The 26,858-nt window shown below is 42.1% G+C and carries 18 protein-coding genes and 2 tRNA genes; 12 read left to right on the plus strand and 8 right to left on the minus strand.

Annotated features, from left to right (window positions below; all coding sequences use genetic code 11):
• Positions 1 to 29 precede the first annotated feature (29 nt).
• On the minus strand, positions 30 to 1,721 hold the full coding sequence (locus tag BFP97_RS15635; protein WP_069843320.1) for an amidase: 1,692 nt from the start codon (positions 1,719 to 1,721) through the stop codon (positions 30 to 32).
• 61 nt (positions 1,722 to 1,782) lie between these two features.
• On the opposite strand from BFP97_RS15635, the gene BFP97_RS15640 reads away from it, so the two are divergent.
• Complete coding sequence (locus BFP97_RS15640; protein WP_139135329.1) at positions 1,783 to 2,223, plus strand: hypothetical protein; 441 nt, start codon at positions 1,783 to 1,785, stop codon at positions 2,221 to 2,223.
• Here the strand turns inward: BFP97_RS15640 and BFP97_RS15645 are convergent.
• The gene (locus BFP97_RS15645; protein ID WP_069843322.1) at positions 2,220 to 3,704 is read right to left on the minus strand and encodes a DUF5723 family protein; all 1,485 of its coding nucleotides are present in this window, start codon (positions 3,702 to 3,704) and stop codon (positions 2,220 to 2,222) included. The genes BFP97_RS15640 and BFP97_RS15645 overlap by 4 nt on opposite strands.
• A gap of 510 nt (positions 3,705 to 4,214) precedes the next feature.
• On the opposite strand from BFP97_RS15645, the gene BFP97_RS15650 reads away from it, so the two are divergent.
• From BFP97_RS15650 to BFP97_RS15665, 4 genes are read left to right on the plus strand one after another with little or no spacing between them, the layout of a single operon-like run.
• On the plus strand, positions 4,215 to 5,732 hold the full coding sequence (locus BFP97_RS15650; protein WP_069843323.1) for a S41 family peptidase: 1,518 nt from the start codon (positions 4,215 to 4,217) through the stop codon (positions 5,730 to 5,732).
• A gap of 45 nt (positions 5,733 to 5,777) precedes the next feature.
• A complete protein-coding gene (gene polA / locus BFP97_RS15655; protein ID WP_069843324.1) occupies positions 5,778 to 8,591 on the plus strand; it encodes a DNA polymerase I in 2,814 nt (937 codons plus the stop codon).
• A 54-nt stretch (positions 8,592 to 8,645) separates the two neighbouring features.
• Positions 8,646 to 11,798 carry a triple tyrosine motif-containing protein gene (locus BFP97_RS15660; RefSeq protein WP_069843325.1) on the plus strand — a complete coding sequence of 1,051 codons (3,153 nt, stop codon included), beginning with the start codon at positions 8,646 to 8,648 and terminating at the stop codon, positions 11,796 to 11,798.
• The gene (locus tag BFP97_RS15665) at positions 11,795 to 12,421 is read left to right on the plus strand and encodes a response regulator (protein WP_069843326.1); all 627 of its coding nucleotides are present in this window, start codon (positions 11,795 to 11,797) and stop codon (positions 12,419 to 12,421) included. Before BFP97_RS15660 ends, BFP97_RS15665 begins: the two co-directional genes overlap by 4 nt.
• Here BFP97_RS15665 and BFP97_RS15670 read toward each other — a convergent pair whose 3' ends face one another.
• Positions 12,422 to 13,744 carry an SMP-30/gluconolactonase/LRE family protein gene (locus BFP97_RS15670; RefSeq protein ID WP_069843327.1) on the minus strand — a complete coding sequence of 441 codons (1,323 nt, stop codon included), beginning with the start codon at positions 13,742 to 13,744 and terminating at the stop codon, positions 12,422 to 12,424.
• A gap of 123 nt (positions 13,745 to 13,867) precedes the next feature.
• Between BFP97_RS15670 and BFP97_RS15675 the strand changes: the two genes are divergently transcribed.
• Together BFP97_RS15675 and BFP97_RS15680 are read left to right on the plus strand one after the other, a co-directional pair.
• The gene (locus tag BFP97_RS15675) at positions 13,868 to 14,911 is read left to right on the plus strand and encodes a hypothetical protein (RefSeq protein ID WP_139135330.1); all 1,044 of its coding nucleotides are present in this window, start codon (positions 13,868 to 13,870) and stop codon (positions 14,909 to 14,911) included.
• 28 nt (positions 14,912 to 14,939) lie between these two features.
• Positions 14,940 to 15,887 carry a threonine/serine dehydratase gene (locus BFP97_RS15680; RefSeq protein WP_069843329.1) on the plus strand — a complete coding sequence of 316 codons (948 nt, stop codon included), beginning with the start codon at positions 14,940 to 14,942 and terminating at the stop codon, positions 15,885 to 15,887.
• Between the two features lie 171 nt (positions 15,888 to 16,058).
• Here the strand turns inward: BFP97_RS15680 and BFP97_RS15685 are convergent, their stop codons facing one another.
• The 5 genes from BFP97_RS15685 to BFP97_RS15705 all read right to left on the minus strand — a co-directional run bounded on the left by BFP97_RS15685 (position 16,059) and on the right by BFP97_RS15705 (position 20,268).
• Positions 16,059 to 16,514, minus strand: coding sequence for a hypothetical protein (locus BFP97_RS15685; protein WP_069843330.1), 456 nt, complete (start codon positions 16,512 to 16,514; stop codon positions 16,059 to 16,061).
• A gap of 159 nt (positions 16,515 to 16,673) precedes the next feature.
• Positions 16,674 to 17,207 (minus strand): TrmH family RNA methyltransferase, encoded by a 534-nt coding sequence (locus BFP97_RS15690; RefSeq protein WP_069843331.1) that lies wholly within the window; start codon positions 17,205 to 17,207, stop codon positions 16,674 to 16,676.
• A gap of 4 nt (positions 17,208 to 17,211) precedes the next feature.
• The gene (locus BFP97_RS15695) at positions 17,212 to 18,375 is read right to left on the minus strand and encodes an ATP-binding protein (protein ID WP_069843332.1); all 1,164 of its coding nucleotides are present in this window, start codon (positions 18,373 to 18,375) and stop codon (positions 17,212 to 17,214) included.
• A 120-nt stretch (positions 18,376 to 18,495) separates the two neighbouring features.
• Positions 18,496 to 19,419 (minus strand): hypothetical protein, encoded by a 924-nt coding sequence (locus tag BFP97_RS15700; RefSeq protein WP_069843333.1) that lies wholly within the window; start codon positions 19,417 to 19,419, stop codon positions 18,496 to 18,498.
• A gap of 213 nt (positions 19,420 to 19,632) precedes the next feature.
• The gene (locus BFP97_RS15705) at positions 19,633 to 20,268 is read right to left on the minus strand and encodes a response regulator transcription factor (RefSeq protein WP_069843334.1); all 636 of its coding nucleotides are present in this window, start codon (positions 20,266 to 20,268) and stop codon (positions 19,633 to 19,635) included.
• Between the two features lie 237 nt (positions 20,269 to 20,505).
• Here BFP97_RS15705 and mutS point away from each other — a divergent pair, with 237 nt between their 5' ends.
• From mutS to BFP97_RS15730, 5 genes are all read left to right on the plus strand, one after another.
• Complete coding sequence (mutS, locus tag BFP97_RS15710; protein WP_069843335.1) at positions 20,506 to 23,112, plus strand: DNA mismatch repair protein MutS; 2,607 nt, start codon at positions 20,506 to 20,508, stop codon at positions 23,110 to 23,112.
• Positions 23,113 to 23,202: 90 nt separating this feature from the next.
• Positions 23,203 to 23,275 (plus strand) — tRNA-Gly (locus BFP97_RS15715).
• A gap of 249 nt (positions 23,276 to 23,524) precedes the next feature.
• The gene (locus BFP97_RS15720; protein WP_069843336.1) at positions 23,525 to 23,770 is read left to right on the plus strand and encodes a GIY-YIG nuclease family protein; all 246 of its coding nucleotides are present in this window, start codon (positions 23,525 to 23,527) and stop codon (positions 23,768 to 23,770) included.
• 5 nt (positions 23,771 to 23,775) lie between these two features.
• Positions 23,776 to 23,859 (plus strand) — tRNA-Leu (locus BFP97_RS15725).
• A gap of 319 nt (positions 23,860 to 24,178) precedes the next feature.
• Positions 24,179 to 26,635, plus strand: a complete 2,457-nt coding sequence (locus BFP97_RS15730; protein WP_069843337.1) for an ABC transporter permease — start codon at positions 24,179 to 24,181, stop codon at positions 26,633 to 26,635.
• Positions 26,636 to 26,858: the final 223 nt, after the last annotated feature.

A 26,858-nucleotide genomic window follows, 5' to 3' on the forward strand; every position in this document is an offset into this window, starting at 1 on the left:
GTCCAAAGCACGCTCGGGTCGAATGTTTTTTAATCAATAAAGCCCGGAGGGTGTTGCTCATCGAATGCTGTCGCCTCTTGATAGGCCCTGGCAACTGCTAGAATGGTGGCTTCATCGAAAAGGTTACCAATGAATGAGATACTGGTCGGACTGCCATTCTGGTTGTAACCATTCTTGAGCACCACACAGGGATGACCTGTCAGGTTAGTAGTCAGAAGTTGACTTCCACCAAAGCTCGGTGTAACGATTACATCATAGTCCTCCATAAGCGCGTTTACCCTTTGCACTACTTCATATCGGACCCTGTTGGCATTGATATAATCAACCGCGGAGGTAAAGCGGGCGCTACGGAACAAATTTGGCCAGGCTCCTGCGCTCTGTCTCACTAATAGCGTGTCTCTGTCTGATCGAGTAAGCGCATCAAAGGCAGCTGAAGCTTCGGCACTGAGGATGGCTTGCATTGCCGGAAAAGGCAAATTAGAAACCCATTCGACAGGTTGAAGGTCAGCCCCAAGCGACCTTAATACTTCTAGTGACTTGTCGTCATTTTCTTTTTGGGTTGGTCTATTTCTGTCAAAGTAAGATTTCAGATACCCGACCCTAAGCTTTGATAGATCTACCTTGCCCTGATAATTAAAAGGATGGTCTTCGACCGTCAGGTCAATATTATCTACTCCCCTAATGGCGTCAAAAACAAGAGCGCAGTCAAGGGCATTTCTGGTAATCGGACCAATCTTATCCATACTCCAACTCAGTGCCATTGCTCCAGCGCGACTAACGCGACCAAAAGTTGGCCTTAGGCCAGTTACACCATTTCTGGTTGATGGAGAGACAATTGATCCCAGTGTTTCTGTGCCAAGGGCAAAAGGCACAAGCCCCGCAGAGGTACTGGAGGCTGAACCTGCTGACGACCCACTAGACCCTTGTTTCAGGTTCCAGGGATTTTTAGTTGTTCCACCATACCAGACATCACCCATGGCGAGCGCTCCTAAGGTGAGTTTAGCGACTAACACAGCACCAGCCTCGTCAAGTTTCTTTACCACGGTGGCCAACTCCTTGCCTCTGTCTTGGTCCTTATAAGGCCCAGCACCCCAGGTAGTCTTGTATTCAGGCACCGACATAAGGTCCTTAGCACCATATGGAATTCCATGAAGAGGGCCCAGATAAGTACCATTCTTCAAAAGGTCATCTGCTCGTTTGGCTTGTGCTAAAGCTCTTTCTTCCGTGATGCTAATAACGGCCTTCAACGAATCATCATGCCTTCTAAGTCTACCGATGAAGAATTCTGTAAGCTCGACAGAAGTGATTTTCCGCTCTCGGATGAGCACTGATAGCTCTGCGACAGTGTAAAAGGCTAGGTCGTTTTTATTCTCTGGAAGCTTTACATTTTTTGGGAGTTCCCATTGGATTTGCTGTTGTTTGGTCGGAATTGGTCTATTTCCCTTGGGTGGATTAAACCACAATGCAGGAGGAACGCTGTTGTCAATTTTATACTCATGCAATTCCTTCAAACCTCTCAGGTTGCGGTTTATATTGGGGAGCATTTGCGAAATTTCCTGATCATCAAAATCGAGGTTGAGGATCTTTTGAGCTGCTTCAACATCGCTTTTTTCTATGGCCATATTCTGCGCCATTTTAAAGCCTGCTAAAAAACCAGTGGTCAATAGCAGCAAGATTAAAACAACTGGTGCCTTTTTAAACTTTGTATTCAGTATAGTCATTGAAGAAGTGTTTTATAGATTTGAGGGAGATTTAATCCTTACCTCAGCAGAAAGACAAGTTATGAATTCCATAAAGACACCACAAACCATTTTCCCTAACTGGATGCGTGGTTTTTTACTCATATCGGCAGCTTACAATATCCTCTGGGGGATTTTCATCGGTTACTTTCCAGAAACATTCTTTCAATGGGTGACAGAGTCAGAGGCTTCGGTCCCTGGAGCCATTACTTGGCAGGGAAAAGGAGTGTTGTTGATGGCAGGGGTTTATTTGACTTGTGCCATTCATCCGGGAAGGTTCTGGTACCTCTTGTTCTTTGCTGCCTTTACCAAAATTGCTGGAGGGATATGGTTTTACTTCTATATACTAGAGCAACAGGTGGGAGACAAAGCTACTTTCCATTTGTTGATGAATGATGGCATTTGGGTTCCTTTCTTGGTATTCATTGGCCTGAGAGCCCACGCCTACTCTAAGTTCAAGCGTAGTACCGAAAATCAGGCTTAAAAGAATAGGAACTTTTTCCGCTTGTAGAGCGGGGTCCTTTCTGATCGCGCAAATCCACTACCTACTCTTGAAGATCCAAAACAATAAGTCTTTTTAGAGTTAGCTTTCAACTGTTTTAGGTTGATGCTAAAGAATACACCACCAGACTTTTTCTCTTTGGAGAACAGTGAGCCTAAGCTTTGTGTGCCGATCGTGAATGCTCCATATCTTAGTGCAGCTCCAAGCTCGGAGTCACCATCCAGATTACGATAAAAGGGCAGGTAAAACCCCGCATATCCAGTTTCGTAGCGAGGAGTGATGGTGATACTACTCGGGTAGTTCACCCTATAGTCAGCTGGTACCAGGCTCGTTAGGTCAAACCTACCAGCTACGTTTAGATAGAAGTTGTTCCAAAAATTATAGTCGTAATCCAGATTAAGAGAGGTAGGTAAAGTCACAGTATAGCTGCCTGACTTATCGCCTACCTGAAGTATAGTCTCCAAAGAATCCCTCACTTGCCGAAAGCTATCTATGTTACCGAAGAGATCATCAAAGTTGATGTCTCCCTGATTCGGAAGTATGCCAGTGGCAGCAAAGGCCGCAGATCCCTGATCGAATTTCATTACCCCGATATCAGTAATGGAAATGCCCAGTCTGAATTCATAGGTGATATCAGGTTTTAGCCTGGTTTCCCTATTGCCACGCGGGTCTTCACGATGAGCAACTCTTTCATAGACTACTCCAATATCCCCGCCAGGTTTAAACCCTGTTCCTTTCGGTAGTCGATTAAAGCTTTGAGTGCCATCAAATTGCTCGAATTCATCGAGCGTAGACGAATAACCCAGTTCAGCTTCTAAGTTGTTGAACTGGGCCAGCCCTGAGCCTGTAATATTATAATCGATATCCTGGATGCTTGCCCAGACATTAGCCAATGGGTTTATCAGTTTGAAGGTGGCTCCGACTTTCCAGCGATGGAAGCCATCATCTTTCTTTACAAAGGCGTAACTCAGAGCCACTTCTTGCCATAAGCTAGTAGCGAAATCACCTTTTTGATTGGTCACTGTCGTGTTTAAAAATCGCATGTCAGTAAAGCGATTTACCTGGGTAATGAACTGTGGTGATAGATCATTAATGCTGCTCACCGATCGAAGTTGGAACTGTAGGGCAATGCCTTGGTTTCTCGGAAGAGACAACATGGCTGAAAGGCCACCTACGTCTAGATTGGCATGTAAGAATCTAGGATCTAAATCTAAAAATCTAATAAGGCTGGTCCCTTCAGCATTCGTTCTCGTAAACCCAATATTGTTAGTCAGATAATAATTGCCATTGATAAGGCTGAAATCGAATTTATATGGCGAATCTGCTATGGAAGCGGGCTGGACTCTGGCTCCTAGTACTCCGGAGAAATCGGACTGAATGAATCCATTAAACTCTTGGGCCTTCAGCCACGGGCCAATGAGAATGAGCGTTAAAAAAAAGATTCTCCGATTTATAATGATCAAAAATGATTAGGGATCGCCTTAAAATTACGACTAGTACTGCATATTATTTTATGTAAACTGCGTATTTCGCGAGATATCATTGATCCCATTCATTTCTGTAGCTGAATGTCCATTTGACCAAATTCTATTTTGTGAAACCGAATTATTAAAAAACATATCCAATTTGAAGGTATATACATGCTTTTGTGAAGATCAAGAAAATGTATGTGAACGACATGAAAATTTGGGGTCAACGACTTTTTTCTGTATGTTTGTTTCACTTTCACAAGAACACCTCCTTACTATCTTCTTATCATCTACCCTCAGGTATTTCACTAAACCAACCTGTATACTTCCTATTGCGCTAAGTCGAACGAGCGCTACCTCATAATTTTCCTACGCCCTGATTTCTCAGGGTGATCATTGGAGGTTTATTGCCGAACTCTTTAAATCTCAATTTCAATTACAGCCAAGTCGAACGGGCTATTGAAAAATCAACGATGAAGTCACCCTGGCTTAAAAACCGGGGTTATGAAAAGACATTTAAGTACAATCAATAAGGTAGTATTGGTCAGTTTGTTAGTACTGACAAATACATTTTCCCTTTTATCTAACAACTATAATCGAACAATTACTCGTCAAGAGGCTGCCGATGATCTGGAAGTTTACTTTCAGATCATCGATAAGCAGCACGGCAATCCTTACCAATATATCAGCCGCCAGGCATTTCAAAAATTGGTATTGGACAAAGTAGCATCCCTTCCTGAGGCCATTACTTTCAAACAATTTGAGGTGCTCCTTGCTGAGCTCAACAATACATTGCGTTGTGGTCATACAAAGGTGGGAATGGATAAATCGGTTGTTCGTCAGGATTTAGGGTTATCTCAATTCTTTCCCTTACCGATAAAGATTATAGAGGGAAGAGCTTATGTAGACTTCGAGCGCAGTGACATTCCTCATGGTGCGGAATTACTAAGCATTAATGATGAGGAAATTCCGGCTCTATTGCCAAAACTTATCAACCTTACAGTCACTGATGGTTTCAGTGAAACAAAACCTTTAAGAGAAGTAGAGAGCAAATTTGGCTATTACTACTTCTTAAAAAACGGTGCTTCTTCTAGCTTCTCAGTAAGCTATAAGGACCCTATTGGTCAAGTTCGACAAGTGATTGTTGAAGGCGTGGCGGGAAATACCATGCTGGCGAACAATTACTACAGACCAATCAACATGTCGCATGAGCGATACAATCGGTTTACGAACCTTGATGCGATCGACTCCCTTCAGACGCTCGTTCTAACATTGAATACATTCCAGGCTAACCCGGACTGGTTTGATCAGAAGTTAGGATCACGTTACAATGAGGAAGACAAGGAGTTCGACTTTGAAAATCTCGTTATTGATCTGAGAATAAACGAGGGGGGCGATCGCAGATTGTTGAACACGATGTACCAGTTTTTAACCGGTAGAAAACTCAACGATCCTTCAAAGACGTATACCAGATCTCAGAGCATCGAGATGAAGAAATATGTTGCTTCGATTAATGGTCGTTTAAAGACAGATGAATCTTTAAAAGGTGCTGAAGACTATATTCAAAAGTATTTCCAAGCACCGAAAGAAGGACGATTTGAAGCCCCTCTGCTGAACTGGTATGACGAGTTCGAAGGAACAACAGATTACAAAGGAGCCAAGTTTGATGGCAACATTTATGTCTTGATTTCTGGAAGGACCTTCTCTGCAGCAGCTGACCTTGCTAGGATATTAGGCCAAATGGATAATGTGATATTGATAGGTGAAGAAACTGGTGGTGCCCATGTGGGCAGAGCGGCTAATATGTTGGTAAACTATAGCCTGCCAAATACAAGCTCAACCCTTCAAGTACCTGTCATCTATGAGGAATTTGTGAATGTATCGACTGACAATGCCGGTAGAGGGACTTTTCCTGATTATGCTGTACAGACTACTTTTGAAGATCTTTTGGATAAAAAAGATTCTGTATTTGAGTATGCTTTGGAGTTAATTAGTCAGCGAAATTCTTTCGGTTCGAATTAAGCAATTTCCTCTTTCTCAGTTTTCCGGAATACTTACCTTTATAATATGAGTAAACCGGAAAAGACCCTCTTTCTTTTAGATGCAATGGCGCTCATTTATAGAGCCCATTTTGCATTTAGTAAAAACCCAAGAATCAACTCAAAAGGACTCAACACAGGAGCTCCTTTCGGTTTTACCAATAGCTTGTACGAAATCATAGATAAGCGGAAGCCATCGCATATTGCAGTAGCTTTTGATACCAGTGCGCCTACTTTTCGGCATGTGCAATACGAGCCTTATAAGGCCAATCGAGAAGAAACACCTGAAGACATTAAGATCGGTACACCCATCATCAAGGACATTGTAAGAGCCTTCAATATTCCTGTTCTGGAATTAGATGGCTACGAAGCTGATGATGTCATAGGCACTTTCGCCAAGAAAGCGGCACGGCAAGGTTTTGAGGTGTTTATGATGACTCCTGACAAGGACTATGGCCAGTTAGTAGAAGAGCATATTTACCTCTACAAACCGGCCTTTATGGGCAATGGTGTAGACATAATGGGAATCCCCGAAGTCTTGGCCAAATGGGATATAGAACGGATTGATCAGGTGGTGGACATGCTTGGTTTGCAGGGTGATGCGGTCGATAACATCCCAGGAATTCCGAGTGTAGGACCCAAGACTGCTGCAAAGCTATTGAAGCAATATGGAACTGTCGAAGAGATTGTAGCGCATGCCCACGAATTGAAAGGGAAGCTTGCCGAAAAAGTCGCAGAGTTCGGACAACAGGGGATTCTCTCTAAAGAACTAGCACGAATTGAGATTGAGGTGCCCATTGAGTTTAAGGAAGAAGACCTAGTTTACAAGGGACCAAATGTTGAAAAACTCACCGAGATCTTTGAAGAGCTCGAATTCCGAACTACGCTAAAGAGAATTCTCGGTCAGCCAACTTCAACGCCAAAGAGTGCCAAACCAAAACCAGCTGCATCGGAGCAAATGGGACTTTTTGCTGACGATGCGCCAACCTTGCAGTCATCGTCTGAAGAGCCGGCTATTCAAGAGAAAAGTGACCTTTCTACTACTGAGCATGACTATCATTTAATAGATACACCTGAGTTGAGGCAAAGGCTGGTTAAATACCTGATGCTTCAAAATGAGATCTGCTTTGATACAGAGACGGATAACCTAGAACCGATTGAGGCGAATATGGTTGGTCTTGCATTTTCTTATAAGCAAGGGGAAGCCTATTACGTACCGACTCCACCGGATGACAAGGCCACGACACAAAAGATTGTAGAAGAGTTTCGATCGGTTTTTGAAAGTGAGAAAATTTCAAAAATTGCCCAGAATGCAAAGTACGATGTCCAAATCTTAAAGAATTATGGTGTTGAGGTCAAAGGGCCAATCTTCGATACGATGCTTGCCCACTATCTTATTGACCCAGACACACGGCATAACATGGATGTGCTATCCGAAAATTACCTGAATTATACCCCTGTCTCCATTACTGAACTCATTGGCAAAAAAGGAGTCAAGCAGGGGAATATGAGAGATGTACCCGTGCATCAGGTGGTGGAATATGCAGGCGAGGATGCAGATATTACTTATCAACTCAAAAACAGTCTCGAACCTTTACTAGGGGATGGTCAACTTAAGAAACTCTTAGAGGAAGTTGAGACTCCATTGATGCATGTATTAGCAGATATCGAGTATAATGGAGTGAAGATAGATGTCGATACCCTGACGGCTATGTCGAAGGAATTGGAAGAAGAAAGCCGAAAAGCTCAGGCTGAAATCTTCGAAATGGCAGGCGAAGAGTTTAATGTAGCCTCTCCTAAGCAATTGGGTGTGGTGCTTTTCGATAACCTCAAACTTGTTGATAAGCCGAAAAAGACAAAGACGGGACAGTATGCGACAGGTGAAGACATTCTCTCCAAATTGGCGGTAGAACATGACATTGCCAGAAGGATTTTGGAATTCAGAGAGTATCAAAAACTAAAATCTACCTATGTTGACGCCCTGCCAACCATGATCAGTCCGGTGGATGGATTGGTCCATACCGATTACCGACAGGCTGTGGCGGCTACGGGTAGGCTAAGCTCGAATAACCCGAACCTCCAGAACATCCCCATTAGAACACCAAAGGGAAGAGAGATAAGAAAGGCCTTCATTCCGAGGTCAGAGGAATTTACCCTACTGGCAGCAGATTATTCTCAAATTGAACTACGGATCGTAGCGTCCTTTGCAAAGGATGAAAGCATGATTGAGGCATTTAAGTCTGGAAGAGACATTCATGCCACTACTGCTTCGAAAGTGTTTAATGTACCACTTGAAGAAGTAGATCGTGACATGCGAAGAAAGGCCAAAGAAGTGAACTTTGGACTTATCTATGGTATTTCCGCTTTTGGATTGGCCCAGAACATTGGCATCTCAAGAACTGAAGCCCAACAGATTATCACCGCTTACTTCAACGAGTTTCCAGGTGTGAAGCGCTATATGGATGCCCAGGTCAACAAGGCCAGAGAGTTCACTTATGTGGAGACCATTCTAGGTAGGAGAAGATACCTCAGAGACATTCACTCTAAGAATATGACTGTCCGTGGTCATGCCGAACGCAATGCCATTAACGCCCCCATTCAAGGAAGTGCCGCAGATATGATTAAAGTGGCCATGATCAACATTCATGACTGGATGAAAAAAGAGAACATGAAGTCAAAAATGATCATGCAAGTGCATGATGAACTTGTGTTTGATGTACATAATTCAGAATTGGAAATCATGAAGGCCAAAATACCTGAATTGATGACAGGAGCAGTTGAGTTAGATGTGCCTATGGACGTAGAAGTTGGAGTCGGTGAAAACTGGTTGGTAGCCCATTAATATTATCACATAATCATGTGAATTGGCTCAAGTAAGAATTCCTTAACTTGAACCATGCCTTTTAGCTTTTTGAAATGCATTAAGAAGCGCTTGTTTGTCCATCTGACAATAGTCATTCTTCCATTTCAAATTCATTTAGTTGCACAGACAACTACTATAAAAAAATTTACCACAGCAGAAGGTCTTTCTAATGATGATGTGAGAGATATTCATGAAGATCGATTTGGTTATAAGTGGGTATCAACGGGTCATGGACTGAATAAATATGATGGCTATAATTTTGAAGTCTTTCGGCATAACCCCCAGGATGCCTATTCTTTACAAGCCAACAGCCAAGGCAGAATTTTTGAGGACTTACCGGGCAACATTTGGGTGACATTGGATATTGGTGGCGTCAATAAGTATGACAGGGCTTCAAGAAAATTCTTTTTCTACAACTACAACAACGAGCAGCCTAACCATCTCAACAACTTCGTTAAGACGATGGTATTCGATTCTAAAGGTCGAGGCTGGGTGGGAACGCAAAAGGAGGTCAATCTAATAGACGAAAGCTTACAAAAATTTGTACCTGTTTCCGTAGTAGGTAAAGAAGAGATTAATGTCTTAAGCATTTACGAGAGTAATACCCGCCAAATATGGGTTACGGCCATCGAAGGAGTTTTTCTCTATAGCGACTCTCTAAACCAGTTTGAACCAGTTGAGAGTAATGGATTCCCAATAAAAGGGGCCTACTTGCCTATCGAAATTGGCGACTCACTCTGGTTAGCCGTGTTTAATGAGGGAGTTTATCGGGTTCATACTTCTAACCAACAGGTAAGTAAAGTAAATGTCGACTTGTTGGGCTCATGGATTTCTAATGTTTTCCAGACAAGCGATGGCTCATTGACTATTTCAGTGCCAGAAAGAGGGATTTACCAATACGTAGATGATGGTTGGAAAGAAGTAATCATTCCAGATTTTGAAACAAGCCAGTTATTGGTGGCACACGAGAACCCAAAGAGCAGTGAATTTCTAATTGTTACCACAAATAATGAAGCGTTCAGACTAAGATCAGATGGCGTTCTTGAGAAGATAATCAAGTCAGATTTCAAGCTTTCCACTTTTTGGCTAGATAATCGGGAAGCGACCATTTGGTTGGGCTCTCGGGGTGGTGGGGTTATCCAAGCTTCGAGTAAACCGAACTTTTTTGACATAATAGACTGGAAGGACGATGACAAACTAGGGCATTCTACTCATGCTCGGATTGTTGGAAAAACAACTGACGGAGGGGTGTATCTATCTACGGAAAAGGGACTGATCGCAGTCGATGCTGAAAATCAAAAGGTCCAATTGGTCTTAGATTACTCAACAAAAGATTTTTACCACTACATCAGACTATTGAGGGATAATGGGGAGAATATAATGTTGGCGACAGATGATGGTTTCTTCTTTCTTGACAAGAAGACCAAAGCCTTAAGAGGCCCTAGTGTGACCATTTCTGGAATAGTAAGCGATTTTCTTTATGATAGCAATGATTCGCTTTGGGTAATCGTCAATGAACAGCTTTTCAAACAAACACCTAATGGTTTTACGAGTACCCGCGAATGGGCCGATGTCCCAGTTCAGTTTAAAGCTGCTCAGGGCAGAAAGCTATTTGTTGATTCGGAAGAAACTATGTGGTTGGCAACGGTTAGAGAAGGCATGTTTCGAATTAGAGAAGAAAATGGTGCGTATGATGTAAAGCAATTCAAATATTCTGGAGTCAGAGCATCTGGCTTTCTAAGTCAAACCGTTAACGAAATTTTCGAGGATGCGGATTCCCACCTCTGGATTGGCGGTTTCAGTAGCGGTCTGATGGAATTCGATCGGCAAAATGAAACTTGGATCAGTCATACGCCTAAAGGATCGATGCCTATACCGAATATTCAGTCTATTGAGCAGGCCAATGATGGAGCCTTATGGATTTCATCAATTAATGGATTACACAGTTATTGGCCTGCAAAACGCCAATTCAAACACTATACAATTCACAACGGATTACCAGGTAATACATTCCGGTTTCACTCTTCAACAAAAACGGAAACAGGCAAGATGTTCTTTGGCTCAACTGAGGGGATAACGTATTTCGATCCAAGTGAAGTGAAGGGGGATATGAGTTACCCCGACATACAAATAGAAAGTGTTCGACTTTTTGATGAACAGGTTGAAAAAGACAGACCCATACAGCAGATTGATGAATTAGAATTTCGATATAACCAGAATTTCATTGGTTTTGATTTCATCGCCATTGACTATCTGAATCCCAATGATGTCGTTTATTCCTACAAGCTGGAAGGTGTGGATGACTCATGGTCAAATAGTACTAAGCTGCGTTCAGTTAACTACGCAAGCTTATCACCTGGAACCTATACTTTTAAAGTTCGGGCAGGTCGAGATGCTGGTGATTGGGGGCCTGTCGAGGCCAGTTTGACGATCGAAATTCTAAGCCCATTTTGGCAACGATGGTGGTTCTATTCCATCTTGTTTGTATTTATTTGTTCGCTCCTTTATGCCATTCATCAGTATCGTGTTCAGCGGAAAATACAGCGGCTTTCCTTTATGGAATCCACCCGAAAAAAGGCCGCGGCTGACTTTCATGATGAGATGGGAAATAAGCTAACGCGTATTGCATTGTTTTCGGAAGTATTGGAAAGACAAATAAATGGTTCGAATCCCGATGCCGCTGCTTATGTCGAAAAGATCAAACACAACTCAAGAAACCTTAATAACTCCATGCGTGACTTTTTATGGGCCTTGGATCCCAAGAAAGATTCTGCCTATGATTTGGCCAGCATGTTGAAGGATTTTGGAGAGGAGCTATTCGATAAGACCTCCATCGCCTTCTCAGTGGACCAAATACCGACTGTTCTCCAAGGCGTTAACTTGACTATGGATTGGAAACGTCATTTGATCATGACCTTCAAAGAGGCTATGCATAACGTGTTGAAGCATGCGGAAGCCAAGAACGTGTCTTTGAGTTTTAATTATAAAAATGACCGGATTGAGATTGTCCTGACAGACAATGGGAAGGGGTTTGACCTGGAGAAGCACCACGAGGGATATGGCCTGAGAAATATGAAGTCGAGAGTCAATGAACTAGCCGCTAACATTGAAATACAGACAAAAATTGAATCCGGAACGAAAGTAATATTTAGCGGAAAACCATCAATAAGCGAAAGTAGGGTATGAGTGATAAAATAAGATTGAATATTGTTGAAGACGATCCTGAGATTAGAAATAACCTCGCTTTGATTATTAACACAAGCGAAGGGATGATTTGTGAACGGACTTTTGAAAATGCCGAAAGCTTTCTTGAAAACCTTGAAGCTCAAAAGCCTGATATTGTTTTGATGGACATCTCTCTACCCGGTATGACAGGAATTCAGGCAGTAGAAAAGATGAAGGAAAAAGCGCCTAAGGCAGAAGCCCTGATGCTGACCGTTCACCAAGACGATCAGCTAGTCTTTGATTCACTCTGTGCTGGCGCTTCAGGTTATTTGGTAAAGAGCACTCCTCCTTTAAGAATTATTGATGCCATCCGCGAGGCCGTAGGTGGAGGCGCACCCATGAGTACCAGCATCGCTAGAATGGTGGTCAAATCATTCAGCAAAAAGACGGAGTCTGACTTGACAGAAAGAGAAATGGACGTGCTGGACCAACTTTGTCAAGGCAAAAGCTATAAACTCATCGCAGATGCCCTTTTTATAAGTCAAGACACGGTAAGGTCTCATATCAAGAGCATCTACAAAAAGCTTGAAGTCAATTCCAAATCAGAAGCAGTGGCCAAAGCACTGAAGGATCGTCTCGTCTAACTACTGACGTTTGAACCTTACCCTTTTTAAGTAGGTAGGCTTTATATCACTATTGGCGGGAGTACCTGTAAGTGGTTTGGAATCGTTGATGTAAAGAAATCTTCCGTCAGGACTAAATTCGAGATCATTCGGTAGGGATAGGCTTCCTTGAGGGGCAGAGCCCTCATCATGTCCTCGAGTTCCACTGCCTACAATCAATTCAGCATTGCCTTCAAGATCTAATCTGTAAACTTGATTGGCTGCCCGTGCTACTACGTACAGATTGCCTTGATAGAAAGTGATATGACCATTATTATTTCCAGTAAAGGTGGCCAGCACGGAAGGGTTTCCCTGCGTGTCAATCTTAACTACACTGGCGTTGCTAAAATTCGCAACATATAGATTTCCATCATTGTCGATCGTAATGCCATTAGGACATGCGAACAAGTTGCCACTGGCAAAAGTGCTGACCTCTCCCTCAGGGGTGACCTTCTTGATTGTATTATCGCCACAGTTGGCCACATACAAATTCCCCTCACTGTCAAATACAACACCAACTGGAGATGACATACCAGAGACGAAAGTAGTCACTTGTCCAGATGAATTGATAGTACTCACCCTTCCTCCCTGAATGTTAGACTGATAGAGTAATGTTCCATCAGCATTGAAAGTGTTGCCTGAAGCACCTACAAGTCCAGTTGCGAAAATGCTAGCCTCCCCATTTGGGGTAATCTTGTAGACTAATGTACCAGGTGGACTATTAAGCGATTGGCCAAAATCAGCACAATATATATTACCCTCATTGTCCACTTCCAAGCCACCTGTACCGATCGGTAGCTCAGCCATGATTTCCAGCACATCGGCATTTTCAAGTGTAACCTGACTCGATTGATTACTTAATTTATTGGCGGTCACCGTGGTCCCGTCTGCTATGGCAAGCACAAACACACGGTATGTTTCACCTTCTGTGATTGGGTTTCCTTCAACATCAAGGAGGCTTGAAGGTAGGTTTGTGACAATGTCATTACCAGTCGGTGCAATTGTGTGGAAACTATTGGTGGGTAGTGTTTCTATTGAGGCCAAAGACAAGTTGGCGATGGCATCAATTTGTGCTACGATCACTCTGTATTCCCTTACAAAGGATTCATTATTGGAGATGCTGAATGAAACCCTAAAATCTGAAGCATCTGCATTATTATTCAGATCAGCGACAACAAGGTTCGAGACTGAAATATTCGGTTCTGGACCTCCACCGCCATCATCACCTCCATCGCTGCCACATGAAGATATCAGTGCGAAAAGTATTAATAGGAAAGGGGCTGTTGAAGAGATCTTTTTAGACATAAGTAGTTTTTTGTGCTAGAACGTACCCAAGGAGAAAAGCCTCATTAAATGGCTAAAATTCACACGTTTATGTGATCTTTAGAGGTGCCTTTCATGCGTTCTTATAGGATAAACAACCTGGCTATGATTCATATCCGATCCATTTTTACAACCTGTTTTCTGATAATTTTTAGTACTACCCTTTCCGCTCAAATCAACTACTTAGAACTTCCTAAGGATCGTCAATTCGATTTTTGGATAGGCGAATGGGATGTGAATTTAAGGGTCAAACAGGCAGATAATTCCTGGAAGGATGACATCAAGTCAATAGCAAAAATATATTCGATAAATGATGGTCGTGCCATTTTGGAGCTTTGGAATGATCAGCGACCAAATGGCATCAAGGGCTTCAGTCTTCGTTACTACAATTTCGAATCTGAACAGTGGGATTTATGGTTGAATTGGCCAAATCAAAACTACTCTGCATTGAGTTCTATGTCGGGAAATTTTCGTCATGGCCGTGGTGAATTCTGGGGAGGTAACGGGGATACACTTTCGGTCTATACCTTTTCAGACATCACACCATATTATCTGCGATGGGATGATGCCTTTACCAGTGATGGAGGAAAAAACTGGCGCAACAATTGGATCATGGAGTTTACCCGTACTGCTGAAACGCCTGACTGGCCTGAAGGTGAAAGAGCCCATACCTATGATGTAGCCGATCGGTGCGACCTACCTGAATTCTCTGCTTTCAGGGATTTAAAGGGGAATTGGGTAGGTACCGTCAAAGAGAAAATTGATAACAAATGGAAAGAAGGTAAAGCCGAAATGAAAGGCTTTGAGGTATTAAATGGCTGTGCAGTGCTCAACTTTATGACCTTGGATGTTCATGGAGATACTTCGGAGCACTTCAGTATTAAGAGTTATAATTTCTTCGCAAAGATGCTAGAGGATGGACAAATAGGAGACCGCGAAGAAGATAATCTTAGAAGGTATTTCGGAAAATATTCACAAGATTCTAAAATCTATGAAATGGAAGAAAGCACTGTGGCTGGAAAACTGATTAAGAAATACCGATGGGATCTTTCCGAATCGGGAGTAGCACTGATTCAGGTCTTTGAAGGGATCAATGGCGAAAAGATTGAATGGACGAAAGTGACTGATATAACCCTTCAAAAAAATTGATAAGTTTGGGCCGAAGAAGAACTGGCCTATGGAATTCCCTATATCACTAGAAGACATAATTGCAGCACATCAGCGGATTGCTCCGTATATCCATCGCACGCCTATTTTGACGTCAGAAAGTGTCGATAAGATTGCTGGCTGTGAGTTGTACTTCAAATGCGAAAACTTTCAAAAAGTTGGTGCCTTCAAGGCCAGAGGAGGGGTTAATGCGGTGCTTTCTTTACCTGAAGACCAAAGAAAAAATGGAGTCGTTACGCATAGTTCAGGAAACCACGCCCAGGCCATAGCGCTTGCAGCAAAGATGGCCGGTATACCAGCTTATATCGTAATGCCCAAAACTGCTCCTGAGGTAAAAAGAAAAGCGGTCGCTGGCTACGGAGCGCAAATCACCCTCTGCGAACCAACCCAGCAGTCAAGAGAAGAGAACGCTGCAAGAATTCAAAAGGAAACGGGAGCTACTTTTATCTCTCCATATAATGACTATTCGGTAATTACAGGCCAAGCCAGCTGTGCCAAGGAATTGCTGGAAGATCAACCAGATTTGGACATCATCATAGCTCCTGTTGGTGGTGGTGGATTGATGGCGGGAACCTTGCTATCTGCTCATTATATTAATAACCGAATTGATGTCTATGCGGGAGAACCTGAGGGAGCAAAGGATACTTATCTTTCAATGCAAGCAGGAGAGATCACGAAGGTAGATGAGCCATCCTCAATTGCCGATGGCTTACTTGCAAGTATGGGAGATAAGAACTTTGAGATCATCAAACCCCTGGTCAAAGAAGTGTTTTTGGTGACAGATGAAGAGATCGTTGAAGCGATGCGCCTGATTTGGGAGCGCCTGAAAATCATTATTGAGCCTTCTTGCGCTGTTCCTGTAGCGGCTTTGCTGAAGAATAAGGAGGTTTTTGCCGGTAAAAAAGTAGGCGTGATCCTTACAGGAGGAAATGTTGATTTGGCTAAACTTCCTTTTTGATTTTATTGAATTGGACCCCTCCGGTCTTCGACCACCTCCCCTTAAAAAAGGGAGGAGTTAGAATAGAATCTTCAATAACAAAGGGGGAAAAGTTCCCCCCCTTTTAAAGGAGGGGTTAGGGGTGGTTTAGCCTCTAAAGGACAACCTTATTTTTAATAGTCTGAGCTAAACTTAAGACTCATTGACTGGAGCGTGAGGATTAATCTCTCTGAGTTTTTCTTCCAGAGCTCTTAGGTCCTTGAGTTTCATCCAGCTGACTTTGATTTTATGCTGTTGCATCTTTTCTTCTTCGTTTAGCAGGTTAAGTCCTATGTGCAAATGATCCGTTTCAAAGTAGCTATCGAAGTTGTATTTGTTGATGATAATCGAATCCTGCTTTTTAGAAAAAAGGCGTTTAGAATTGACTACCATGCCCCCATCCGCTTCACTGGCATGTATGTATACAGGCCAGTTTATAATGGAAGACATAAAACCAAAGATGGGAGCGAAAGCTGCCAGCAAAATAATGCCCGGAAGCTCTGGAGCGATGATGTACTTATACACAAAGATGAAAACGACAAAGAGTCCATAAAAATAGAGCATGTACTTGAACCTGTTGACTTTGCCTTTGTTGTTGATATCTTTCATTACTAATAACCTTTCGTCATTCCGAAATTTTTCTTTTGATACCTAAAACTAAAAGAAAAATATCCGGAAACTCACTTGAGGAATTGTATTCTGATAAATAAACGAAATCCATTTAGAAGTCTAGCCCAATTAAATGAAGTGCAATAGAAGCATTACTGACTATCCGAATCTCATTTTCGAGACCAAATCCCAAAGTACCACTCCTATGCTGACTGAGATATTAAGAGAGTGCTTCGTGCCAAACTGAGGGATTTCGATGGAGTTGTCCGCGAAGGCCACAACTTCTTCCTCAACCCCAAATACCTCATTGCCAAAAATTACAGCCAGCTTCTGGTCAACCGAGGGCTTAAAACTCTCTAAAGAGATGGAATCGTCTACTTGCTCAATGGCCATAAGTGTATAGCCTTCATCACGCAATGATTTACAGGCTTCCATGGTGTTTTTATAATGCTTCCATTCCACCGATTCGGTGGCGCCCAGTGCTGTTTTATGAATCTCTCTATGGGGAGGCTGTGCAGTAATACCACAAAGTGCAATACTTTCTATGGCAAATGCATCCGCGGTTCGAAAAGCAGAGCCTACATTATGCATGCTGCGCACATTGTCAAGCACCAAAACAATCGGTGTCTTTTCAGATTCCTTGAATTGGTCAAGGTCGGGCCTGTTTAACTCTTCATTCTTTAGTTTGCGCATTTTCTTAATTGTGTGCTTTTATTTCCTTCATTAAGCTGTAAAGAGATGTGACAATAGTCTCCTGCTTTACTGGGTAGGTTTCTTTGCCAGGGTAAACGATAAATCTTTTAGTAGCATTTACATCATCACAGCCATAGTAAAACCCCTTTTCTACTTTTGGTGTTAGACTGCGCTTTATTTCTATTGCCCAAGTCGCCTTGCCTGAACTAAGGACTAGGTCAATTTCTGCCCCTCCAGATGATCTGTAAAAGCTTGGCGATATGCTATCTGGTAAAATGGATAATATATTTTCAATCACAAATGCCTCCCAGCTAGCACCAACTGTTGGGTGTGAAAGTAGAGTTTCAAAGTTATCTATGCCTAAAAGTGTGTGTGCTACTCCAGTGTCGCGAACAAAAACTTTAGGAGACTTAACTAAGCGTTTGCCAATGTTTTTATGCCATGGAATAAGTCTCCTGACCAATAAAAGGTCTACTAGTAGATCAAGGTAGTTAGTGATTGTTTTAGCATCTACCCCTAGGTTACGTGCAAGTTTGCTGGCGTTGATTATGCTGGACTGCTCATAAGATAACATGGTCCAAAATCGCCTGAGTGTTTCTGAAGGAATTCGTGGACCAAACTGAGGAATATCTCTTTCTAAATATGTTCTGATAAAGTTTTGCCTCCATTGATTACTGTGTTTCTCAGACTTCGCTAAAAAGCTATCTGGGAAACCACCTCTTGACCAAAGCATATCTTGGTGGGTCTGTTGGACCTCAATCAAATTGAGGGGATCTAAATTAAGATAAGCAATACGTCCAGCTAAGCTTTCTCCAGACTGTCTGAGCAGGTCAATCGAGGCCGAGCCCAATAGCAAATAGGAACCTGCGGTAATTCCTGACCGCCTGTTTTGATCAATCAAGCCTCGGAGAATCTGAAAAATTTCCGGTAGCCGATGCACTTCATCGAGTATAACGAGTTTATCTCGATGCTGTTGAAGATATAGTTCAGGATTTGTGAGTTTGGCTATGTCGCTTGGAGCCTCTAGGTCCAGATAGATGGTATCCTTGGCTATGATGGATTGATTGGCTAGGGTAGTTTTTCCCACCTGACGAGGCCCAAGGAGAGCCACGGCTGGAAAAGAGGCTAATAGTTCTGCTAATTCTTGAGATTTATACCGATCAATCATCCTTGTAAATTAGGAATGTTATTCCTGATTTACAAGGTTAATAATATATAAAAAACTGCCCACTCCTTACGAGTGGACAGCCCAAAACAACACCAATCAATAATTTTGTCAAATGATGTATTAGCGAGCAGCTCGGCTGTTCTTGGAAATCACCAGGTATTTAGAGATTTGCCAGAAGGACTCTGGATCTGTGATTTCGAGAACCTTAGTGCTTTCGTCATCTCCCGGAAGTATCTGGTAAGATCCGCTTGGGTGGTTGCTCACCAGAGAAAGCGTGGTAGCCTGAATTTTAAGCTGGCTGACTTTTCTGCGGTCTAGCTCCATAAACTCGGTCTTATCCGCATCATCTTGTAAAGCCACGCTTCTGCCGATGAAGCCTAAGAATCCACCCTCTTTGTCTACCACACCCTTAGCTTGTAGGTCTTCAAAAGTGCCAACGGCTAAGTAACTTTTGTTTAATTCATCATTCAGTGCGGTCAGTTGAGTTACCTCAAGTTCTTTTTCACCGATGATTTCGACTTTGGCATTTAGGGTCTTGTTAAGGGAGTCCTTTTGATCCGCTAATAAAGCGAGTGCCTCATCTTTCGCAACCAACTCAGTTTTTAAGTCACCGATGACCGTTTGTCGGGCTGTTAAATCTGCCTGAAGTGCGTTGATACGTTTTTCGAATACACCCAATTTGAGATCGGTGCTTTTGATTTTATCAGAGAGGGTCTTGATGTTTTCATTTGATCTAATGATCAAGTCATCAATCATGGCAATCTCTCTCATAATGTTCTCCTTCTTTCCGCTGTTTAGTGGCTCCTGACTTTGTCCATGGACTAGGTTCTCCTTTTCTACAATGGCTCCGATCTGATCTTCGACTTCTGTGATCAGTCCCATAACTTCTTCAAATGCGGATTCCTTACGAATCACCTCCTTTTCCAATTTTGCAAATTGGCCTTCCAGTACTTCTTTTTGCTTGTTAGTGGACGAGATTCCGAACCACATGGCGATGGTGAGTGCTCCGAGCAATACCATGCTCACTTTTAATGTTTGTTTCATCTTCCTTAGGTTTTAATGTTAAATAATGGATTAAAAAATATGCTGAATCAGGCTCTTAGAGACAGATTCCTGTGACGCATAGCGGAAGGTTTGGATTGGTGGTTTTGAGAATAGGTTTGTGATGATTCTCGCTTATATAACGAGAAACTTAGTTGATATTGTGAAGATGAACTAGAAAATTAGTTATTATTTCTTTTCAGTTGAAAAGTGAGGTTATAAGCCTGGTTTCCTAGGCTTCAGCCAGCCCCGGTCTACTGCATATATAATTAACTCGGTAGGTGATTTAAGGCCAAGTTTTTTTAGAATGTTCTTGCGGTGTGAGTTTACAGTGTGAATGCTTACGGCCAGGTGATCGGCAATTTCTGAAGAGGGAAGCCCACGACCGATATACTTGATGATCTGCATTTCACGTTCGGACAACTCGGAATCACCATTAAGCTGTAAGTCGTTCACCAGGTCAAGCACTTTCTGACAAAAGAAATTACCTCCCTTTTGCACAACCGATAGAGCCGTTTGCATTTCTTCAACCGAGCAACTTTTGGTGAGGAATCCATCAACCCCTGCTTTGATTTGCTTGTTGATAACCACGGCATCATCGTCTTCGGAGATCACCAGAATTCTCAAATTCGGATGTTCTTTTTTAAGCCTGCTTGTGATGGTGTCTTGCACCATGAACTCACCTAAGTATTCTAGTATGAGGAGGTCAGGCTGATGGCGCTGGATTTGATCAGATAGATTTTTCTCTGTATTGAATAGAATTACCTCACTAATCTCATCGCTGTTCTCTAGGATGATCTTAATGCCGGTACTGGAAAGAAACTGAGGGTCATAAATGGCCGCCTTCTTCACACTATTTTTATTTAGACTGATTCTAATATAGGGCAAAAATAATAATAGACTTGAGCTTAATTACTCATAATCGGATTTTTTTAGGTCGCTCTACTTCCTTTTCTCCCTTCTACCCATTTCGAAAGAGTGCTCACTCGAATTTTAGGGCCCGAAATCTTGTACCGATGGCTTAAGATTAGACTCAATTATCTTTATTTTTGAAGCCAATAAAAATCGAACTCCCATCATTTTTTGACTATGGCCAAAACGAAAGAGGCGAAGGAAACCCCACTGATGAAACAGTACAATGCCATCAAGGCAAAGCACCCAGGGGCGCTACTTTTGTTTCGTGTAGGAGACTTTTACGAGACCTTTGGGGAGGATGCCATTAAGGCCAGCAATGTGCTCAATATTGTACTCACTAAACGGGCCAATGGAGCCGCGAGCCACATAGAATTGGCGGGCTTTCCGCACCACTCTTTGGATACCTACTTACCAAAGTTGGTTAGGGCTGGTAATAGGGTGGCCATCTGCGATCAATTAGAAGACCCCAAGTCGGTTAAGGGAATTGTCAAGCGGGGGGTAACAGAGTTAGTAACACCTGGCCTGTCTTTCAATGACAACGTCCTCGATCAGAAACGAAATAATTATCTTGCCTCGCTGAGCTTTGGCAAAGATGAAATTGGAGCCGCATTCCTCGACTTGTCGACTGGAGAGTTCCTTACCGCTCAGGGCAAACCTGGATACATCGATAAACTGATTCAAGGACTGAATCCTTCAGAGTTTATCTTCTCAAGGGCGCAGAAAGGGGAATTTGAATCCCACTACGAAGACAGCTTCAATACCTATCACTTAGATGACTGGGTATATGCCTTCGACTATGGATATGAGAAGCTGACCAATCACTTTTCTACCAAGTCCCTTAAAGGTTTTGGCATTGAAGAGATGAATTTGGCCATTCCAGCGGCAGGAGCAGTACTCTATTATCTGGAGGACACAGAACATAAAGAAATAGGTCACATTGCTTCGATCAGTAGACTCGAAGAAGACAAATACGTCTGGTTGGATAAGTTCACGATTAGAAACCTCGAGCTCATTTATCCTCAACAGGATGGTGGTATTCCACTGATTCAAATCCTAGATAAAACTTTGACTCCAATGGGGTCCAGAATGCTCAAGCGCTGGATGGTTTTACCCTTGAAGGAGTTAGAGAAGATAGAGGAAAGACTGTCCATAGTTGATGCCTTCCATGCCGATAACGATTTGACTGAGAGTATTGCCGAGGCAATGGACGGTATTGGCGATTTGGAAAGACTGATTTCCAAGGTGGCTGTGGGGCGTATTAACCCTCGCGAGCTTAATCAGTTGAGAAGCGCTCTGGAAAGGCTAATTCCTATCAAAGAGTCCTTGTCTAAGTCTTCACATAAGTCACTTCAAGCCCTTGCTAAGCAGTTGGATGAATGCGAAGAACTACTCAAGCGAATCACCAAAGAGCTCAAAGAAGATGCTCCTATGCTGGTGCATCAGGGAGGTATTATCGCAGAAGGGGTCGATGAGGAATTGGATGAACTCAGGTCTATCGCTTTTAGCGGGAAGGATTATCTGGTCCAGATTCAGCAAAGAGAGAGTGAAGCCACGGGTATTACTTCTTTGAAGATTGCTTACAATAAGGTTTTTGGATACTACTTGGAAGTCAGCAATGCACATAAGGATAAAGTACCCGAAGAGTGGATCAGAAAGCAGACGCTAGTTAATGCCGAACGATACATCACTCAGGAGCTCAAAACCTATGAGGAAAAGATCATCAATGCGGAAGATCAATACAAGGTAATAGAGCAGCGACTCTTCCTTGATCTTGTGGCCTTTGCAGGTGATTTCACAACTAAGGTTCAGAAAAACGCTCACGTCATTGCGACCATCGATTGTCTGGTCTCCTTCGCCAATATTGCAAAGCTGAACAACTATTGCCGCCCTGAGCTCAATGATAAGATGATCATTGATATTCAGGAAGGCCGACACCCTGTTATCGAGAAACAGCTACCGGTTGGAGAATCCTACGTACCGAATGATGTTTCTCTAGATGACCATACACACCAGATATTAATCATCACCGGTCCGAATATGGCTGGTAAGTCTGCTTTGCTTAGGCAGACTGCCTTGATTGTACTGATGGCGCAGATGGGCTCTTATGTGCCTGCTACCAAGGCTAAATTGGGTATTACGGATAAAGTCTTTACACGTGTAGGGGCCTCCGATAATCTTTCAAAAGGTGAATCTACCTTTATGGTAGAAATGACCGAAACGGCCAGTATTCTGAATAACCTTTCAGAAAGAAGCCTGGTGTTGATGGATGAAATAGGCAGAGGAACCAGTACCTATGATGGTATTTCCATTGCCTGGTCTATTGTCGAATACCTGCATAACCATGACAAATTCAAGGCAAAGACTTTATTCGCTACTCACTATCATGAGTTAAATCAACTGGAAGAAGACTTTCCAGCGATTAAAAACTTCAATGTTTCTGTCAAAGAAGTGGGTAACAAAGTGATCTTTATGCGCAAGCTAAAGGAGGGGGGAAGTGAGCATAGTTTTGGTATCCATGTGGCGCAAATGGCAGGAATGCCGAATCCCGTGGTAATTCGTGCTGCCGAAATCATGAGCCATCTGGAAAAAGACAAGATTAGAAACCAGACAGAGGATAAGTTGAAGGAAGTTCCCAAAAACAACTTCCAACTCAACCTCTTTGAGGCCGATCCTACATTCAACGAAATCAAAGAGATTTTGGAGACTCTGGATATCAATACAATTTCACCTGTAGAGGCATTGTTAAAGCTCAATGAGATTAAGGGTAAATTGAAGGAGTAATTTTTTTCAAAAGCCGTTGCAAATTAAAAGCCCTTCACTAAATTTGCAGTCCGTTTCGCAACAAGCGCGAAATTTGAAGTACTGAAATAAGCGAGAGTAGCTCAGCTGGTAGAGCACGACCTTGCCAAGGTCGGGGTCGCGGGTTCGAATCCCGTCTCCCGCTCATAAGTCGGAAGACGCATTAATTGAATGCTTAATGGCTTATCGCACTTACATGAACATGTAGGTCGCGGTTCGTCCCGAAGCTTCGGGACCGTCTCCCGCTCATAATTGAAGAAGCGTGATCGCGATCACGCTTTTTTAGTTTAGAGCCATTCATATTGGGTCGGTATTTAACCGGCTTGTCTGCCGTAGGCAGGAGTGGTGGAACCTGTCTGCCGACAGGCAGGTTGGTAGACAAAAGGTTTACAAAATGTTCTTTGTATATGCCATAGATAGCCAAGTTAGAACTTACACTTATGTAGGTTTGACAGATAATATTGAAAGGCGTCTCGAACAGCATAACAAAGGTTACAATAAGACGACAAAGGCATATAGGCCATTTAAGTTGTTTTATCAAGAGCAATTCGAAACGAGAATTGAGGCAAGGCAAAGAGAAAAGTATTTGAAGTCAGGTGTTGGCAGAGAGTACTTAAAGAAACTAAAGACTACTCAGTAGTCAATGCCGGAGTGGTGGAATTGGTAGACACGCAAGACTTAAAATCTTGTGCTCTTCTGAGCGTATGGGTTCAAGTCCCATCTCTGGTACATAAGCTCTTCTGAGAAATCGGAAGGGCTTATTTTTTGCCAAAAATCTATTCACCTGCTATGGATTCATCGAAAGCAGGTCTGGTACGTTTAAAGCCCGGACATGTCGGGGCTTTAAACGTATAATGATTTTTGGGTTCAACATAGGTACGATAAATACATGTCCACTTGCTCTAAATTTTTCTGCTGTCAATAATGCGTTTTCACCAAAACTTTTATTGACTCATCAAGACAGTTTAATGGCTTTTCCTGGTTGTTCATCGATTATCCACCTCGAGGATAGGGGAGATTGCGTTCAGACAATTATTCAATTGAAAATATGGGAGCAAACTTCAAAATCTTCTTGCGATCTCTTCTAAGAGATAGGGTGCACAGTGCTATTAACCTAATAGGTCTGTCATTAGGTTTTATTTCTTTTATAATTATTCAGCTCTATGTAGTCGGGGAGAATAGTTATGATAAGTTTTATCAGAATTCAGAAAATATATACCGAATTCATAGTAGAAAGACTCAGGGGAATCAACCACAACCATGGAAATCTTCGACCTCTGTAAACCTTATTGAGTATTTAAGGCAGAACTATGATCATATAGTAGAAGCGACTCGAGTCCATAAGTTTGACCAAAATAGGGTGCTGCTTCAGGTAGAGGGTAAGAACAATCAGCGTCTTGTTTTTGATAATTATCAAGGGTATCATGTAGACGGTACTTTCTTCAATGTTTTTCCGACAGAAATGATTTCTGGAAATGCCAAAAACTGTCTCATCGAGCCTTTTTCAATCGTGTTGACCAAAAAGCTTGCTCTGGCTCTATTTGGTTCAGAAGATGTAGTTGGAAAGACCTTGACATTAGTCGATGATGAAGATCATGAGATGTTGGTTACTGGCCTAATCGAAGATTTACTAAGTAATACCCATTTGCCCTATGACTATTTAGTCAGCCTGTCCACTTTTCAAGCACAACATCCAGATTGGAATTGGCTGGATGCCTGGTACTGGGATTACTTTCATAGTTATGTAGTTCTCGACCCACGAACCAACACACAGGAGTTCGAAGAATCTTTCAACGCAAGCATTGCATCATTGGGCTCTGAACAATTCGAAAGAATGAACTTTTCAATGGAGTATTCCATGATGCAAGTACAAGACATTCATCTCAACTCTAACTTAAGTAATGAGTTTGTCAATAATGGGAATGCCAGTACGGTAAGCTTATTAAACGGGATCTCTTATTTCATCTTACTAATTGCATGGGTTAACTATGTTAACCTCACCACTGCCAAGTCAATAAATAGAGCCAAAGAGATTGGAATTAAAAAGACTATGGGAGCCTCCAGAGGCTCACTGATTTTTCAGCTAGTAAAGGAATCTTTTGTATTTAATACGCTTTCACTGCTTCTAGCATCATTAACAATGCTGGTGTTCTACACTCAGATTTCAGAGCTTCTTCCTGTTGAAGTTATGGAAACAGGAGAGATCAGTGCCTTTATCATTGGTAAGTTTGCTATGATATTTATCCTCGGAGCATTGATTTCGGCTATTTATCCTTCACTACTCATAAGTAAACTTGACATTACGCTTGCTGCAAAAAGTGCCTTCAAGAGTTCGAAAGAAGGCCAGTTGGTTAGAAAAGGGCTTGTTGTATTTCAGTTTACCATAACCGCTACTATGATTGTGGGAGCCTATATTATTTATGAACAAATCTCCTACCTTCTCAATAGAGATATGGGATTTGAGCCAGAACAGGTATTGGTAATTAATGAGCCAAATCAGACAACCAACTATGATATCAAATACCAATCTTTTACGAACACCCTTCTTCATAATCCCAAAATAGAGGCGATTACCTCAGTGGGTACCATTCCAGGAGTTTATAACAACAGCCTAGAAAGGTTTAGGTTGAAACACCAGGCAAATGAGGAAGCTGAGCCACTAAAATTTCATTTGGTTGACTACAACTTCGAAGAAGTATTTGAATTGAATTTACTCGGAGGTAGAACTTTTGATAGAAGCAGAGAGCATGAGGGTGATAGAGTGGCAATTATGAATGAATCTGCGATCAGGTTATTAGGGTATGATAAACCATTAGAAGCCATAGAAAGTGAATTGGTTCACATAACATATAGTCAAAGAGAAATACCTTTGAAGTTGATAGGAGTGGTAAATGACTATTATCAAAGTCCAATGGAAGAGCCAAGCCCAATGATTTTCATGTTGGATGAACAAGCTTATTGGATGTCTTCTGATTACTTCTGCTTAAAGCTCAGTACGGAAGAGGTTTCTAATACCATTGATTTTATTGAATCAGAATATGATAAGTTCTTTCCTGATGATAAGCTGAATTATTGGTTTCTTGACAGAACTTATAACGAAGCTTACTCTTCTCATTTGGCTTTTCAAAAAGTGTTTAGCCTCTTTTCTCTCCTTGGTATTCTGGTTGCCAACCTTGGGCTCATAGGCTTAACGGTATTTACCATTAATCAAGAAAAAAGAGAGCTGAGCATAAGAAAAGTTTTAGGGGCAAATTTTAGTGTATTATATACATACTTTTCATTTAAGTTTTTGAAACTAGTCCTTTTGGGATCGATCATTGGCTTACCAATAAGCTATTACCTTTTTAGCCAATGGTTAAATGACTATTCAAGCAGAATTGATCTCGATATCATCTTCTTTGGTCTGCCAATAGCCTTAATCCTTTTCGTTGCGTTAGTCATTATTTCGGGTACTATAGTGAAAGCCATACAAGCAAATCCTATTAAAAACCTCCGGTCAGAATAATCGCACAAGGAGAAGAACTCGGGCAAGGATTATTTAGTAATGTTTTAAGTGAAATGTAATATATATACCAACCTTGACACTCTTCCTTCGGCACCCAGATTTCTAGCGGCCTGTTAATGACCTATCTATTTGCAAATAAGTGCTTTATAGAAAGTGTCCTTTTGGATTAATAAACTTTCATGATTAAGAAATCAAAGTCGTCAAGCTAGAAAAATCGAGAGTT

Origin of the sequence: Roseivirga sp. 4D4, assembly GCF_001747095.1 — a bacterium.
Lineage (GTDB): Bacteria > Bacteroidota > Bacteroidia > Cytophagales > Cyclobacteriaceae > Roseivirga.